Raw genomic sequence first — 15298 nt, forward strand, 5'->3', positions numbered from 1 at the left:
CCCTTTCCTTGGCTCTCTGCTCGCCTTTACACAACACTAGTGTGTCGAAATTATTTCTGCGTCAGCGGGGCCGTGCGACACAGTAAACTGTTGCGCCGTGAACGCTCGTCCCCTCCGCCCGTCCCGGCCGCCGCGGCTTCGGCGTCGCGGACGCGCGCTTGTCGACGAATTCCCCCGCATCGGCCGCCCCGGCTCCCGGTCCGCCGAACTCCACGAGCCTGCCAACAGTCAAGCGGGGGCGGGCGACGGCGCGTCGTATCACGAACAGAACCGGTTTTTCCTGCTGCGCTGGCTCGGTGCCGTCGGCACGCTGCTCATCGCGCTGGGCGGATTCGGCGGCGGTGCTCTGCCGGTGGTGGACAACCCCTGGTTCTCCTTCGGACTCGGCTCGGCGATGGGCCGGATGATGCTTGCCTCCAACGCCGTCGTGCTTATCGGCGTCGGCATGCTGGTGTGCGCCTGGCTGCTTATGGCGCCGTTTGTGGGGGCGTCCGGCAACGGGCCGCGCGTTGCCACCCCCGCGGTGCAGCGCACCTTGACCGCCTGGGTTGTACCCCTGATGTTCACCGCACCGCTGTTTACCCAGGACATCTATTCGTATTTGGCCAACGGCGCGATTGTGCGGATGGGCCTGGACCCCTACGCGGCGGGGCCGGTGGAGATTCTGGGTGTCGACCACCCGCTCGCCCGCTCAGTACCGTTTATATGGGCGCACTCCCCCAGTCCGTACGGGCCGGTCGCCCTCGGTATCGCTGCTGTGATTTCATGGCTGACCAGCGACACCATTTTCTGGGGCGTGATCGCCCACAGGCTGGTGTCACTCGCCGGACTGCTCGCCGCGTCGTGGGGGCTGCGCTCGCTGGCGCACCGCTGCGGAGTCAACAGCGCCGCGGCGATGTGGCTCGGGTTGTTAAATCCGCTGACCATCCTGCACTTGGTCGGCGGCATCCACAACGAGGCCATAATGTTGGGGTTCATCCTCGCGGGCCTCGAGGTGGGGTTGCGGGGCGTCGACGTCTTGCCAAACAAAAGCGCCTGGGCCCTCATCGCCGCCTCCGGCGCACTGATCACGTGCGCGGGGCTGGTGAAAGTCACCGGTTTTTTCGCGCTCGGCTTCACCGGGATGGCGCTCGCACGCGCGCTCCACGCGGCAGGCCGCCCGACCGTGCGCGCGATCACCCAAGCGGTCCTCGTGCAAAGCGTGCTGCTTGTCGCCACCACGGCGGTCGTCTCGCTCAGCGCCGGGATCGGACTCGGTTGGGTGACAGGCCAAGGCGGGGCGGCGTCGATACGCTCGTGGCTCTCGCTGACTACCGATATCGGGGTCATCGGCGGATTCATCGCCATGCTGCTCGGGCTCGGCGACCACACCGAGGCGATGCTCGTAGTCACACGGACGGCTGGACTTGCGGTCGCCGCCGCATTCGGGGTGCGCATGCTGTGGGCGACGTTTAAGGGCACCATCCACCCCGTCGGCGGGCTTGGCGTGGCCACACTCGTGCTCGTTGTGCTGTTTCCTGTGGTGCACCCCTGGTATCCGCTTTGGGCGATCCTGCCGCTGGCGGCCTGGGCGAACCGCGTGTTTTTCCGGGTAGGCGTCGCCGCCTACAGCGCGGTATTCAGTTTCCTCGTGCTGCCCCGCGGGCTTGCGCTGCAGCCGGGCGCCGTGGCCACGATCTATCTCTCCGCCGCGCTTACCTTCGCGGTGCTGATCGTCGCCGCTTGGCTGGTGTACAGGCAGCGTCGCGGCCGGGTACTACACTGATCGGCCATGAGTGAGCTAGCGCTTAAAGTCGACAACGTGGTGAAGCAATTCGGCGACAACACGGCAGTCGACGGCCTGACGTTTAGCGCGCGGCGCGGGGAGCTACTTGCACTGCTTGGCCCGAACGGCGCGGGCAAAACCACCACCATCGAGATGTGCGAGGGTTTCACCACCCCCACCTCCGGAACCATCAGGGTGCTCGGCATCGATCCAGTTACCCACCCGCAGCGGGTTCGCGACCGCATCGGCATCATGTTGCAAGGAGGCGGCTCGTACGCGTCGCTGTCCGTCACCGAGATGCTGCGCCTGGCCGCGAGCTACAACACCAATCCCCACGACCCAGAGTGGCTTATCCAGTTGCTCGGTCTCGAGGGCGTGCGCAAAACCACGTACCGCCGCTTGTCCGGCGGCCAAAAACAGCGGTTGTCGCTCGCTCTCGCCATCATTGGACGCCCCGAGCTCATCTTCCTCGACGAGCCGACCGCAGGCATGGACGCTCAATCGCGCCTCGCTGTCTGGGAAATCATCCAGGCGATGAAGCGCGACGGCACCACCGTGCTGCTGACAACCCACCTCATGGACGAGGCCGAAACGCTTGCCGACGACGTCGTGATCATCGACCACGGCAAAGTCGTCACCCAAGGCAGCCCGGCTGAGCTGACCAGCCACGATGAGTTCCCAGTTATCTCCGTGCACACCGACCGTGCGCTCGACGTGCGCCCGCTCAACGACGAGCTAGCGCACCTCGGCCTCAACGCGGAGGCGGTCAACCCGCACCGCTACCGGATTCGTGGCACGGGCTCGCCCGCGGTCGTTGAGACGCTAGCGCACGAGGCTGCACGGCAAAACGTCCTGATCCGCGAGTTGTCAGTAGCGCACCGCGACTTGGAGGACGTGTTTTTGGACATCACCGGCCGAGAGTTGAGGAGTTAACGGATGGATACCCGATTGTCACCTGGGACGTTCGCACCGGCACCGCGGCGGGCGTCGTTCGGTGCGATGGCGCTCGCTCAGGGGCGCGTGGAAGCGAAGCTGATGCTGCGCCACGGCGAGCAGCTGCTGGTGAACCTGCTCATCCCGGCGGCGGTGCTGGTCGCCGCCGCGTTTGTGCCGATCTTCGGCGACTCGACCGATTTCAACACTCTTGTGCCGATGGTGTTCGCAGTCGCGGCGACATCGGCCGGGTTTACCGGACAAGCCATCGCGCTCGCGTTCGACCGGCGCTACGGTGCCTTGAAGCGCACCGGCGCCTCCGGGGTGCCGCCGTGGACGATCATCGTCGGCAAGATCATGGGGGTGCTCGCCACCGTCGCGGTGCAGATCGTCGTCCTCGGCGCCTTGGCACTTGTCCTCGGCTGGCGCGTCTCGGTCGCGGGCGCCGTGTTCGGTCTGGTGGCTCTACTGTTCGGCGTTGCCACGTTTACCGCCATGGGGCTGCTCATGGGAGGGACTTTGAGCTCCGAGCTGGTGCTCGCACTGGCGAACCTGATCTGGATCGCATTCATGGGCATTGTCGGCTGGGTGGTCTACTCCGGGGAGCTCGCAAACGCCGGATGGTGGAACCTCGTGCCCACCGTTGCGCTGGCCGGAGCTCTAGCGGAGGCCGTGGAGCTGCGGTTCAACGCGCTCGCGTGGATCAGCCTCGCGGTGTGGGCCGCGGTGGCTGTCGTTGGCGCGGTGCGGCTATTCCGCTTTGACGACTAAGCGCGATACACTCAGTCCGATATTCATCCGAAAGTTGGAGATGCTGTGACCACCACGACCGAACATCCGTCGACCGAGAGCCGTTTCAAGGAGGCGTGGCGCGACCCGTCGCTGCGTCTTCAGCGCATGCTCGCGATGGTGCTGCTCATCTGCCAGGGCGGCATCACCGTCACCGGTTCCCTGGTCCGCGTCACCGGCTCGGGCCTGGGCTGCGACACGTGGCCGCTGTGCCACGAGGGCTCGCTCGTACCGGTCGCGGGCGCCGCTCCGTGGATCCATCAAGCCATTGAGTTCGGCAACCGTCTGCTCGCCTTCGTGGTCGCCGCGGCCGCCGCGCTCGCGCTCTTCGCCGTGATCCGCGCCGGGCGCCGCAAGGACATCAAGACGCTGGCCTGGATCTCCCTGATCGGCGTCGTCGTGCAGGCCGTCATCGGCGGTATCTCGGTGCGGCTGGACCTGCGCTGGTGGTCCGTCGCCGTGCACTTCCTGCCGTCGATGATCCTGGTGTGGGTCGCCGCCATCCTCTACATGCGCATCGCTGAAAGCGACGACGAGTTACCGACGCGCCGCTACCCGGCACGCGCGCAGACGTGGACTGTCATCGCCGCCGTCGCGCTGTGCTTCGTGCTCGTCACCGGCACGATGGTGACCGGCTCCGGCCCTCACTCCGGCGATTCCGGCATCGGCATGGAAGGTCGCCTGCAGCTGGACACCAGGGTGCTCGCGTACGTGCACGCGATCTGTATGTACCTCTACCTCATCAGCACGCTCATCGTCACTGTGCTGCTGCACCGCAACGGTGCCCCGGAGGATGCGAAGCGCACCGCCTGGGTGCTTATCGCCCTCATCGTCGTCCAGTGGGCGATTGGTGTCATCCAGTTCCGCATGGGGGTTCCGCGCTGGACAATCCCGGTGCATATCGGCATGTCGTCGACCGTGGTCGCATTTAGCGCCTTCCTTTTCGCACATGGAAAGCGCAGGTTGCCTACGCTCGTGTGACATGAAGGCAATTCTTGTTACGAAACACGGCGGCCCCGACGTACTCGAGTACACCGAGGTCGCCGATCCCGTCCCTGCCGAAGGGCAATTGCTTGTCGACGTCGACTGCGTCGGCGTGAACTACATCGACACCTACTTCCGTTCCGGGACCTACCCCTCCGAACCGCCCTACATCCCGGGCACGGAGGGCTGCGGCCGTGTCGTCGACGACCCGCGCGGTGAGATTGCTCCGGGCACACTCGTCGCATGGCACGACGCTCCCGGCTCGTACGCGGAGAAAGTCGTCGTCGACCGTAACCGTCTCGTCGCAGTGCCGGAGGGGGTCGAACCCGAGATCGCCGCGTCGATGCTGTTGCAAGGCATGACGGCGCATTACCTACTTCACGGAGTGCGTGAGACCACGGCGGGCGACACCATGGCCGTCACCGCCGGCGCTGGCGGCGTCGGGCTCATCCTCACGCAGATGGCCGCCGCGCTCGAAGCCACCGTCTACTCCGTCGTTTCTTCCGACGAGAAAGAGCACCTGGCCTACGAAGCCGGCGCGACCAAGGTGTTCCGCTACGGCGATTCGCTTGCCGACGACATCATTGCCGAAAACGGCGGCGCGGGTGTCGACGTGATCTACGACGGCGTGGGCAACGACACCTTCGACTTCGCCTTGAACGTCACCCGGCCCCGTGGCCTGGTCTGCTCGTTCGGCTCCGCTTCCGGCGACGTCGAGCCTTTCAAGATCCAGGAGCTGAACAAGCACGGCTCGCTGTTTCTCACCCGACCGTCGCTGACGCACTACGTGGCAGACAACGACGAGTTCCTCATGCGCGCGCAGGCTGTTGCGCGTGCGGTGGACGACGGCACCGTGAAAATGCGCATCCACCCGCCCTACAAGCTGGAAAACGCCCGCCAGGCCCATGAGGACCTGCAGGCGCGCAAAACAACCGGATCGGTGGTTTTGAAGGTCTAGAAGAGCAGCTCCCCGATCGTCTGCCATCCGATCACGGCGTCGAAGGACAGGCCGAGGAACAAGGCCGCGAGGTAGTTGTTCGACAGGATGAACAGCTTCAGCGGCTTGACGTCCTCGCCGCGCATGATGCCGCTGTGCAGCTTCGTCGCCACCACGAGGAAGGCGACGCCGGAGACGATCGCCACCACGAGGTAGATCCACGAGGCCGCCGGCACGAGACCGAGGGAGACAACCACGGTGAGCCAGGAGTACAGCACGATCTGTCGGCTCGTTTCCTGCGGGGAGGCCACCACGGGCAGCATCGGCACGTTGGCGCGGGCGTAGTCGTCCTTGTACTTCATGGCCAGCGCCCAGGTGTGCGGCGGGGTCCAGAAGAAGATGATGAGAAACATCACCACGGCCTGCCACCAGTTGTCGGCGGAGCCGTCGTTGACGTTGTCGCGGATGACAGCCCAGCCGACGAGCACCGGCATGCAGCCGGCCGCGCCGCCCCAGATGACGTTTTGCCAGGTGCGGCGCTTGAGCCACTTGGTGTAGACGAAGATGTAGAACGCGTTGGTCAGGATGATGAACAACGCGGCCAGCCAGGAGTTGCACAGGAAGCCGAGCCAGAGCACGCTGATGACCAGCAGCGACCAGGCGAACACCGCAGCCTTCTGCTTGGTGATCTTGTGGCGCACCAACGGGCGGGCGCGCGTGCGCCCCATCTTCTGGTCGATGTCGTAGTCCGCGACCATGTTGAAGGTGTTGGCGGCGCCGGCGCCCATCCAGCCGCCGAGCAGCGTGGCCAGCACGAGCCAGATGTGCACCTCCCCGCGGTCCGCCTGGAGCATCGCCGGGATCGCGGCGACGAGGAGAAGTTCAATGACCCGCGGCTTCGTCAACGCGAAATATGCCTTAATGGTCTCCAACAACTCTCTCCTTTGTGGTCCTCAGGTGGCGCGGGGCACTCATACCTTTGGACGATGCTAGCCCTTCCCCCGCCGAGGGAACGAATCGAACACGCCACTCGGCACACCCACTATGCTCTTGGAGGACCTCTTAGGACTGAAACGTAAGCGAGGAATGACGTGACGCTACCCCCCGAGCTGCAAGCGATGACCGTACGCAACTACCCGGAGGACTGGACCGACACCGACACCCGCGCAGTCGACACCGCCCGCGTGCTCGCGGCTGATGCGGTGGAGAACTGCGGTTCGGGCCACCCGGGCACCGCAATGTCGCTGGCGCCCCTCGCCTACACGCTGTTCCAGCGTGTGATGAACGTCGACCCGGCAGACAAGGACTGGGTCGGGCGCGACCGTTTTGTCCTGTCGAACGGGCACTCGTCGCTGACGCAGTACGTGCAGCTCTACCTCGGCGGCTTCGGCCTCGAGCTGCAGGACCTGAAGGACCTTCGCACCTGGGGTTCGAAGACGCCGGGCCACCCGGAGTACAACCACACCGACCACATCGAGATCACCACTGGCCCGCTCGGCCAGGGCCTCGCCTCCGCCGTGGGCATGGCGATGGCGTATCGACGAGAGCGTGGCCTGTTCGACCCGGAGACCCCAGCCGGCGAGTCGCCATTCGACCACTACATCTACGTCGTCGCCGGCGATGGTTGCCTGCAGGAGGGCGTGACCGCGGAGGCGTCGTCGCTGGCCGGCACCCAGCAGCTGGGCAACCTCATCTTGTTCTGGGACGACAACCGCATCTCCATCGAGGACGACACCCAGATCGCGTTCACCGAGGACGTGATGGGCCGCTACGAGGCGTACGGCTGGCAGACGCTGACGGTCGAATCCGGCGAGGACGTCGCAGCGATCGAGGCGGCGGTGGCTGAAGCAAAGGCCGAGGCCGCAAAGCCCACCATCATCCGGGTCAAGACCGTCATCGGCTACCCTTCCCCGAACCTGATGAACACCGGTGCGATCCACGGCGCCGCACTGGGCGCCGACGAGATCCGTGCGGTCAAAACCGAGCTCGGCTTTGATCCTGAGGCCGACTTCCCCGAAGAGCAGGACGTCATCGCCCACACCCGCAAGCTGCGCGACCGCGCAGCTGAAAAGCGCGAGGCGTGGAACGAGAAATTCGACGCGTGGGCGAAGGCGAATCCTGAGCGCAAGGAACTTCTCGACCGTTTGACCGCCCGCGAGCTGCCAGCCGACTGGAAGCAGGACTTCCCCACCTGGGAGCCGGATGCGAAGGGCATCGCCACCCGCAAGGCCTCCGAGGCCGCGATCCAGGCCGCTGCCGCCGCGCTCCCCGAGCTCTGGGGCGGCTCCGCCGACCTGGCCGGCTCCAATAACACGTTGATCAAGGGTGCAGAATCGTTCGGACCGGAGGCCATCTCCACCGACATGTTCACCGCCAATCCGTACGGCCGCAACCTGCACTTCGGCATCCGCGAGCACGCCATGGGCGCTGTGATGAACGGCATCGCCCTGCACGGCGGCACCCGCGTCTACGGCGGCACGTTCCTGATCTTCTCGGAGTACCTCTACCCCGCCATCCGCGTTGCCGCATTGTCCGGGATCGACGGCTACTACGTGTTTACCCACGATTCCATCGGCCTGGGCGAGGACGGCCCGACCCACCAGCCGGTCGAGACCCTCGCTGCCCTGCGCGCCATCCCGGATGTGGCCGTGATCCGCCCGGCGGACGCGAATGAGACTTCGGCCGCGTGGATCGCTGCGCTTGAGGCCAAGGAGCAGCCGAAGGCGCTCGCCCTGTCGCGCCAGAACCTGCCGGTGCTCGAGGGCACGAAGGAGAAGGCGTTCGACGGCGTCGCCCGCGGCGCATACGTGCTCGTCGAAGAGTCCGCTGGAACCCCCGACCTGATCCTCATGGCCTCCGGCTCCGAGGTGCAGTACGCGGTCGAGGCCGCAAAGGTGCTCGAGGCCGATGGCACCGCGACCCGCGTCGTGTCCGTGCCGTCGATGGATTGGTTCATGGAGCAGGACGACGACTACATCGACTCGGTGCTGCCCCGTGACGTCAAGGCGCGCGTGTCCGTCGAGGCCGCGACCTCCATGCCGTGGTTCCGTTTCCTCGGCGAGTACGGCCGTGCGGTGTCGCTGGAGCACTTCGGCGCTTCCGCCCCGGGCGCCGAGCTGTTCGAGCGCTTCGGCTTCACCACCGACAATGTTGTGCGCGTTGCCCGCGAGACGCTTGAGTGCGTGCGCGAGCAGCGCAGCGTGCCGACGAGCAAGCGCGTCGGCGACACCGAAGCCGAACCGACCCGGGGCGACGGGCGCTAGGTTCGCAGGCCCACCTTGCACGAAGAGGCACGAAGAGGAAGAAATAGGACATGACTGCTATCGACGATCTGTACAACCTTGGCACCTCCACCTGGCTTGACGACCTGTCGCGCGAGCGCATCGCCACCGGCAACCTCGACGAGGTCAAAAAGGCCAAATCCATCGTGGGTGTGACCACCAACCCGGCAATTTTCGCCTCCGCGATGGGTAGCGGCACCCACTACGACGAGCAGCTCACAGAGCTCAAAGAGGCCGGTGTCACCGTGGACGACGCCGTTTACGCCATGAGTGTTAAGGACGTCCAGGACGCCTGTGACCTGTTCCGCGACACGTTCGAGGCCACCGGTGGCAAGGACGGCCGGGTCTCCATTGAGGTGGACCCGCGATACGCAGCCGACGAGGCGAAAACGATCGCACAGGCCAAAGAGCTCTGGGAGCTCGTCGGCCGCGACAACCTCATGATCAAGATCCCGGCGACCGACGAGTCGCTGCCGGCAGTCACCGCCGCGCTTGCTGAGGGCATCTCGGTCAACGTCACCTTGATCTTCTCGGTGGAGCGCTACCAGCAGGTCATTGACGCGTACAAGGACGGCATCCGCAAGGCCGCGGCGAACGGCCACGACGTGTCCACCATTCACTCCGTGGCGTCGTTCTTCGTCTCGCGCATGGATACCGAGGTGGATAAGCGCCTGGAGACGATCGGTACCGACGAGGCGCTCGCGCTGCGGGGCAAGGCGGGCGTCGCCAACGCGCGCCTTGCGTACGCGCTGTTCCAGAAGGAATTCGGTGCTGAGGTCGTCGATAAGCTTCCCGAAGGCGCGAACAAGCAGCGTCCGCTGTGGGCGTCGACGGGTGTGAAGAACCCCGACTACCCGGCGACGATGTACGTCACCGAGCTGGCCGGTCCGGACACCGTGAACACGATGCCGGAGAAGACGATTGATGCCGTGCTCGAACACGGTGGCGTGGACGGCGACACGCTGACCGGCACTGAGGCTGCCTCGCACGAGGTGTTCGCGAAACTGCGTGAGGTGGGCATCGACGTCGATGATGTCGTCGCAACGCTTGAGCGCGAAGGCGTGGACAAGTTCGTCGACGCGTGGCAGGAGCTGCTCGATTCGATGACGGCTAGGCTCGCGTAGGTGAACAACGCAGCTTCGCAGTGGCACAATCCGCTGCGCTCCCCCGATGACAAGCGCCTGCCGCAGATCGCCGGCCCGTCCGGCATGGTCATCTTCGGCGTGACCGGCGACCTGGCTCGTAAGAAACTGCTGCCGGCGATCTACGACCTCGCCAACCGCGGCCTGCTACCCGGCGGGTTCACGCTCGTCGGTTACGGGCGCCGCGACTGGACCCAGGCTGATTTTCAGGCGTACGTGCGCGAGGCGATCGACGCTGGCGCGCGCACAAGTTTCCATGACAACGTCTGGCAGCGCCTCGCGGAAGGGCTGCAGTTTGTCAAGGGCAACTTTGACGACGACGCTGCCTTCGACACACTTGCCGAAACGCTGAAGCGCAGCGACGCGGAGCGCGGCACCGCCGGCAACTGGGCGTACTACCTGTCCGTGCCACCCGAATTTTTCGCCGACGTGGTCCACCAGTTGGACCGCAGCGGCATGGCGCACGCCGGCGAGAATGAATGGCGTCGTGTGATCATCGAGAAGCCGTTTGGCCACGACGTGGAATCGGCCCGGGAACTTAACGAGATCGTCGGCGCTGTTTTCGACGAGCAGTCGGTGTTTCGCATCGACCACTACCTGGGCAAAGAAACCGTCCAGAATATTTTGGCGCTGCGCTTCGCCAACCAGCTGTTTGAGCCGTTCTGGAACTCGCACTACATCGATCACGTCCAGATCACCATGGCCGAAGACATCGGGCTAGGCGGGCGCGCGAGCTACTACGACGGCATCGGAGCCGCCCGCGACGTGATCCAGAACCACCTGATCCAGTTGCTTGCACTGGTGGCCATGGAGGAGCCGACCTCGTTCTCCCCCGCCCAGTTGCGCGCCGAAAAGTTGAAGGTGCTGCGGGCGACCACGGCGGTCGGCCCATTCAGCGACACCACCGCCCGCGGCCAGTACACCGCGGGCTGGCAGGGCTCCCAGCACGTTGTGGGTCTGCGCGAGGAGGAGGGCTTCGACCCCGAATCCACCACCGAGACCTACGCGGCGTGCACACTCGAGATCGCGTCGCGGCGCTGGGCCGGTGTCCCGTTTTACATGCGCACGGGCAAACGGCTTGGGCGCCGTGTGACAGAAATCGCCCTCGTGTTCAAGAATCCGCCGTACCAGCCGTTCACGAACGGGCAAACAGATCTGCTGAACCAAAACGCTGTGGTCATCCGCATCCAGCCAGACGAGGGCGTGCTCATGCGCTTCGGTTCCAAGGTGCCGGGCCCGGGCATGGAGCTGCGCGACGTGAACATGGATTTCCACTACTCCGAAGCCTTCACGGAACAGTCGCCCGAGGCCTACGAGCGCCTCATCTTAGACGCACTATTGGACGAGTCCAGCCTGTTTCCCACCAACGCCGAGGTGGAGCGCAGCTGGGAGATCCTCGACCCGGTGCTGGAGTACTGGGCCGAGCACGGCGCCCCCGACGACTACGAGGCGGGCACGTGGGGCCCGGCCTCGGCGGATGCAATGCTCGCCCGTGTGGGCCGGGCGTGGCGCCGTCCGTAAGCCAGAAAGAGGTTTGACGAGCATGATCATCGATCTTCCGAACACCGACACCAAAGCCATCGAAAAATCGCTGGCGGGCGTGCGCGAAAGTCATTCGCTCGCCTCTGGCCGCGTGCTCACCCTCCTGGTCGCCGTCGAAGAGGGCAGCGTGCGTATCGACGACACCCTGGCCACCCTCCGCGCCGCCTCCGCCGAGCACCCTGCGCGGGTGCTCGTGCTCGTCACCGGAGATCCGGACGGGGAAACCCGCCTCGACGCGAAGCTGATGGTCACCTCGGATGCGGGCGCGTCTGAGGTTGTGCTCATGCGCCTGCACGGCGAGTTAACCAGACACCTCGGCGCCATCGTGACGCCGCTGCTGCTGCCGGACACCCCGGTGGTCGCCTGCTGGCCGGAGACTGCGCCGGACGCGCCTGCTTCCAAGCAGTTGGGAACAATCGCGCAGCGCCGCATCACCAACCTGCTCGGCGGAGGGCCGGCGGCGAGTCTGGCGGACCTCGCCGAGGGCTACGAACCCGGTGACTCGGACGTGTTGTGGTCGCGGATCACCCCGTGGCGCGGCATTTTGGCCTCAGCGCTAGACCGCTTCCCCGGTCACACGATCACTGGAGCCGAGATGGCGGGCGCGGCCGGCAACCCGAGCGTGGAACTCGCAGCTGGCTGGCTCGCCTCAAGCCTGAACATCGAGGTCACCCGCTGCGACGCGGAGGTCTCCGGTTTCCCCATCAAGCACACCGTCATCCACACCGACGGCGGCGACATCGAGGTCGTCGCCCAGGGCAACTTCACCGTGCGCATCTCGGTGCCTGGGCTAGCGGATTCGCTCGTCGCTATGGGCGAGCGCACCGACGCCGAGTGCCTCGCCGAGGAGTTGCGCCACCTAGGCCCCGACAACACGTACGGCGCTGCCTTGCAAGGACTGAAGAAGGTACGACACGCATGATTTACGCCGATCTCGTAACGCTTATCGACGACACCGCGACCGAACTTTCCTGCCTCATCGCCGACGTGCACAGCACCGGCAGGCGCGCAAAAATCGTGCTCACCGGCGGCACTGCCGGCATCAAGCTCCTCGAACGCCTGCGCGACAAGCCGATCGACTGGACCGGCGTGGACGTGTTCTTCGGCGACGAGCGCAACGTGCCCGTCGACCACCCCGACTCCAACGAGGGCCAGGCCCGCGAAGCGCTCCTGAACCACGTGGACATTCCGGAGGAGAACATCCACGGCTACGGTCTCGACGGCGGCTCAATGGACGCGGCGGTCGCGCGCTACCGCGAGGTACTGGACGCTCACGCCCCGGACGGTTTCGACCTGCACCTGCTGGGTATGGGCGGCGAGGGTCACATCAACTCACTGTTTCCCCACTCGGCCGCGGTGCGCGAGCGAGATGCCCTGATCGTCGCCGTGACCGACTCGCCGAAGTCGCCGGCGGAGCGAGCCACCCTGACGCTGCCGGCGGTGCAGTCCGCCGACCACGTGTGGCTGCTTGTCTCCGGCGCCGAGAAGGCGGAGGCCGCCTCCCACGTTTCCGACGGTGTCGACGGCGCGGACGAGTGGCCGGTCGCCGGCGCGCTCGGGCGTAAAGAAACGGTCCTGCGCATCACCGAGGATGCGGCAGGACCGTCGAATTAATTCGTGCTTAGGCGGCGAATGTCTGGATCAAATTCAGGCCGATGATGCAGGCGATCCAGATGATCGCCATGATCACGGTGATGCGGTCCAGGTTGCGCTCCACGGTGGTGGAGCCGGACAGGTTCGCCTGCACGCCGCCGCCGAAGAGGCTGGACAGACCGCCACCCTTGCCCTTGTGGAGCAGGACGAACACGGTCATGAGGATCGCCGAAATCACCAGCACGATCTCGAGAGCAAGAGCCATCTGCGATACCTTTCCAAATCACATTGGTGCAAACTCCGTTTAGCCTACACCACGAAAATCGCTGAACCTACATCGACGCGTTCGCCGCAGCGGCCGCCAACTTGGCAAAGTCCTGCCCGTCAAGCGACGCGCCGCCGACCAGGCCGCCGTCAACGTCCGGCTGGCTGACGATCTCCGCCACCGTGTCGGCCTTGACCGAGCCGCCGTAGAGGATGCGGATCTCGTCGGCGACGGTGTCGTCGGCAAGCTCACGCACGAGCTCGCGGATGCCGTGGCAGACTTCTTGCGCGTCCGCCGCGGATGCGACCTTACCGGTGCCGATCGCCCAGACCGGCTCGTAGGCGATGACCACCTTGGACACGTCGATGCCGGCGAGCGACTCGCGCGTTTGCTTGACGACGAAATCCACGTGCTCGCCTGCCTCACGAACCTTAAGCGGCTCGCCGACGCACACGATCGGGGTGATGCCGTGCTCGATCGCCTTCTTGGCCTTCGCGGCGACCTGCTCGTTCGTCTCGCCGTGGTACTCGCGGCGCTCCGAGTGACCGACGACTACCCAGGTGCAGCCCAACTTTTCCAGCATTGCGGCGGAGATGTCGCCGGTGTAGGCGCCGTTGTCGTGCTCGGAGACGTCCTGCGCTCCGTAGGTGATCTTGAGCTTGTCGCCCTCGACCAGCGTCTGAATGGAGCGCAGGTCGGTAAATGGGACAGTCAGCGCGATATCGACGGCGTCGTAGCCGTCCTTCGGGAACGCGAAGACCAGCTTCTGGGCACTCTGGATCGCCTCGAGGTGGTCGTGGTTCATCTTCCAGTTGCCCGCGATCAGCGGTGTACGTGCCATGGTGTGTTGCTCCTTACTGCAGAACGGAAACGCCGGGCAGGTCCTTGCCCTCGATCAGTTCGAGGGAGGCGCCGCCGCCGGTGGAAATGTGGGAGAAGCCGTCCTCGTCCAGGCCGAGGGTGCGAACGGAAGCCGCGGAATCGCCGCCGCCGACGACGGTGAAGGAGCCGTTGTCCTTCGTCGCCGCGATCATGGCCTCGGCGACGGCCTTGGTGCCGTCGGCGAAGTTCGGGAACTCGAAGACGCCCATCGGGCCGTTCCAGAACACCGTCTTGGAATCCTTGATGGCGTCGGCGTAGAGCTTCGCGGTCTCCGGCCCGATGTCGAGGCCCATCCAGCCCTCCGGGATCTCGTCGAGGCCGACGACCTGCTTCTCGGTGTCCTTGTCAAACTCAGCGCCTGCCGCCACGTCGACCGGCAGCAGCAGCTTGTCTCCGAAGCGCTCGATGAGCTCCTTGCACGTGTCTACCATGTCGTCTTGCAGCAGCGACTTCTGCACATTGTGGCCCTGCGCCGCGAGGAAGGTATAGCACATGCCGCCGCCGATGATGATCTTGTCGGCCTTCTCCGCCAGCGCCTCGATCACGCCGAGCTTGTCGGAGACCTTCGACCCGCCGAGAACGACAACGTACGGGTGCTCCGGATTCTCCTTGACGGCGGAGAGCGTCTCCACCTCCTTGTCCACCAGGAAGCCTGCATACGCGGGCAGGTTCTTCGCCACGTCGTAGACCGACGCCTGGGCGCGGTGCACCACACCGAAGCCGTCGGAGACGAACGCGCCGTTGTCGGCTGCTAGGGCGGCGAGCTCGGCTGCGAACTCGGCACGCTCGGCCTCGTCCTTGGAGGTCTCGCGCGGGTCGAAGCGGACGTTTTCCACCAGCAGGATCTCGCCCTCGGTCAGGCCGTTGGCGCGCTCGTGGGCGTCCTCACCGCTGACGTCGCCGGCCAGCGGGACGAACTGGCCGAGGCGCTCCGAGAGAGCCTCAGCCACCGGTGCGAGGGAGAACTTCGGGTTCGCCTCGCCCTTCGGGCGACCGAGGTGGGCCATAACGATGACCTTGGCACCGCCGTCGAGCAACGCCTTCAGCGTCGGCAGCGACGCGTCGATGCGGCCTGCGTCGGTGATGTTGCCCTCGTCGTCGAGCGGGACGTTGAAGTCGGAGCGGACGAGGATGTGGCGACCGTCGACGCCCTCGTCGAGAAGCTGCTGCAAGTTCTTGGTCAAA

General features: G+C 65.6%; 14 protein-coding genes. 10 read left to right on the forward strand and 4 right to left on the reverse strand.

Annotated features, from left to right (window positions below):
- Positions 1-97 precede the first annotated feature (97 nt).
- Genes mptB through IAU68_RS06175 form a run of 5 tightly spaced genes read left to right on the forward strand, consistent with a single transcriptional unit; the run spans position 98 to position 5429 of the window.
- Positions 98-1765: a polyprenol phosphomannose-dependent alpha 1,6 mannosyltransferase MptB gene (gene mptB / locus IAU68_RS06155; protein WP_407928702.1), complete on the forward strand. Its 1668-nt coding sequence runs from the start codon at positions 98-100 to the stop codon at positions 1763-1765.
- Positions 1766-1771: 6 nt separating this feature from the next.
- Positions 1772-2698 (forward strand): ABC transporter ATP-binding protein, encoded by a 927-nt coding sequence (locus tag IAU68_RS06160; protein ID WP_171194014.1) that lies wholly within the window; start codon positions 1772-1774, stop codon positions 2696-2698.
- A gap of 3 nt (positions 2699-2701) precedes the next feature.
- Positions 2702-3469, forward strand: coding sequence for an ABC-2 transporter permease (locus IAU68_RS06165; protein WP_171194015.1), 768 nt, complete (start codon positions 2702-2704; stop codon positions 3467-3469).
- Between the two features lie 45 nt (positions 3470-3514).
- Positions 3515-4468, forward strand: coding sequence for a COX15/CtaA family protein (locus IAU68_RS06170; protein WP_231698979.1), 954 nt, complete (start codon positions 3515-3517; stop codon positions 4466-4468).
- A gap of 1 nt (position 4469) precedes the next feature.
- Positions 4470-5429, forward strand: coding sequence for a quinone oxidoreductase family protein (locus tag IAU68_RS06175; protein ID WP_171194016.1), 960 nt, complete (start codon positions 4470-4472; stop codon positions 5427-5429).
- On the opposite strand, the gene IAU68_RS06180 is transcribed toward IAU68_RS06175, so the two are convergent.
- Complete coding sequence (locus IAU68_RS06180) at positions 5426-6340, reverse strand: heme o synthase (protein WP_171194017.1); 915 nt, start codon at positions 6338-6340, stop codon at positions 5426-5428. The two genes, IAU68_RS06175 and IAU68_RS06180, sit on opposite strands and share 4 nt — an antisense overlap.
- 186 nt (positions 6341-6526) lie before the next feature.
- Between IAU68_RS06180 and tkt the strand changes: the two genes are divergently transcribed.
- Genes tkt through pgl form a run of 5 tightly spaced genes read left to right on the forward strand, consistent with a single transcriptional unit; the run spans position 6527 to position 12987 of the window.
- A complete protein-coding gene (tkt, locus tag IAU68_RS06185; protein ID WP_171194150.1) occupies positions 6527-8671 on the forward strand; it encodes a transketolase in 2145 nt (714 codons plus the stop codon).
- Between the two features lie 50 nt (positions 8672-8721).
- A complete protein-coding gene (tal, locus tag IAU68_RS06190; RefSeq protein ID WP_171194018.1) occupies positions 8722-9813 on the forward strand; it encodes a transaldolase in 1092 nt (363 codons plus the stop codon).
- On the forward strand, positions 9814-11352 hold the full coding sequence (gene zwf, locus IAU68_RS06195; RefSeq protein ID WP_171194019.1) for a glucose-6-phosphate dehydrogenase: 1539 nt from the start codon (positions 9814-9816) through the stop codon (positions 11350-11352).
- Between the two features lie 22 nt (positions 11353-11374).
- Entirely contained in the window at positions 11375-12295 is a 921-nt protein-coding gene (locus IAU68_RS06200) for a glucose-6-phosphate dehydrogenase assembly protein OpcA (protein WP_171194020.1), read from the forward strand.
- A complete protein-coding gene (pgl, locus tag IAU68_RS06205; protein ID WP_171194021.1) occupies positions 12292-12987 on the forward strand; it encodes a 6-phosphogluconolactonase in 696 nt (231 codons plus the stop codon). Before IAU68_RS06200 ends, pgl begins: the two co-directional genes overlap by 4 nt.
- Before the next feature lie 7 nt (positions 12988-12994).
- Here the strand turns inward: pgl and secG are convergent, their stop codons facing one another.
- The 3 genes from secG to IAU68_RS06220 form a co-directional block, all read right to left on the reverse strand.
- Positions 12995-13231 carry a preprotein translocase subunit SecG gene (secG, locus tag IAU68_RS06210; RefSeq protein WP_171194022.1) on the reverse strand — a complete coding sequence of 79 codons (237 nt, stop codon included), beginning with the start codon at positions 13229-13231 and terminating at the stop codon, positions 12995-12997.
- Positions 13232-13298: 67 nt separating this feature from the next.
- A complete protein-coding gene (gene tpiA / locus IAU68_RS06215) occupies positions 13299-14072 on the reverse strand; it encodes a triose-phosphate isomerase (RefSeq protein ID WP_171194023.1) in 774 nt (257 codons plus the stop codon).
- 13 nt (positions 14073-14085) lie between these two features.
- The gene (locus IAU68_RS06220) at positions 14086-15297 is read right to left on the reverse strand and encodes a phosphoglycerate kinase (protein WP_407928703.1); all 1212 of its coding nucleotides are present in this window, start codon (positions 15295-15297) and stop codon (positions 14086-14088) included.
- Between the last annotated feature and the right edge of the window lies 1 nt (position 15298).

This window comes from Corynebacterium lujinxingii, assembly GCF_014490555.1.
GTDB classification, from domain to species: domain Bacteria; phylum Actinomycetota; class Actinomycetes; order Mycobacteriales; family Mycobacteriaceae; genus Corynebacterium; species Corynebacterium lujinxingii.

Coding starts and splice junctions, on each gene's coding strand:
- IAU68_RS06160 (WP_171194014.1), top strand. CDS start 1,772: ATGAGTGAGCTAGCGCTTAAAGTCGACAACGTGGTGAAGCAATTCGGC.
- IAU68_RS06165 (WP_171194015.1), top strand. CDS start 2,702: ATGGATACCCGATTGTCACCTGGGACGTTCGCACCGGCACCGCGGCGG.
- IAU68_RS06175 (WP_171194016.1), top strand. CDS start 4,470: ATGAAGGCAATTCTTGTTACGAAACACGGCGGCCCCGACGTACTCGAG.
- tkt (WP_171194150.1), top strand. CDS start 6,527: ATGACCGTACGCAACTACCCGGAGGACTGGACCGACACCGACACCCGC.
- tal (WP_171194018.1), top strand. CDS start 8,722: ATGACTGCTATCGACGATCTGTACAACCTTGGCACCTCCACCTGGCTT.
- IAU68_RS06200 (WP_171194020.1), top strand. CDS start 11,375: ATGATCATCGATCTTCCGAACACCGACACCAAAGCCATCGAAAAATCG.
- pgl (WP_171194021.1), top strand. CDS start 12,292: ATGATTTACGCCGATCTCGTAACGCTTATCGACGACACCGCGACCGAA.
- secG (WP_171194022.1), bottom strand. CDS start 13,231: ATGGCTCTTGCTCTCGAGATCGTGCTGGTGATTTCGGCGATCCTCATG.
- tpiA (WP_171194023.1), bottom strand. CDS start 14,072: ATGGCACGTACACCGCTGATCGCGGGCAACTGGAAGATGAACCACGAC.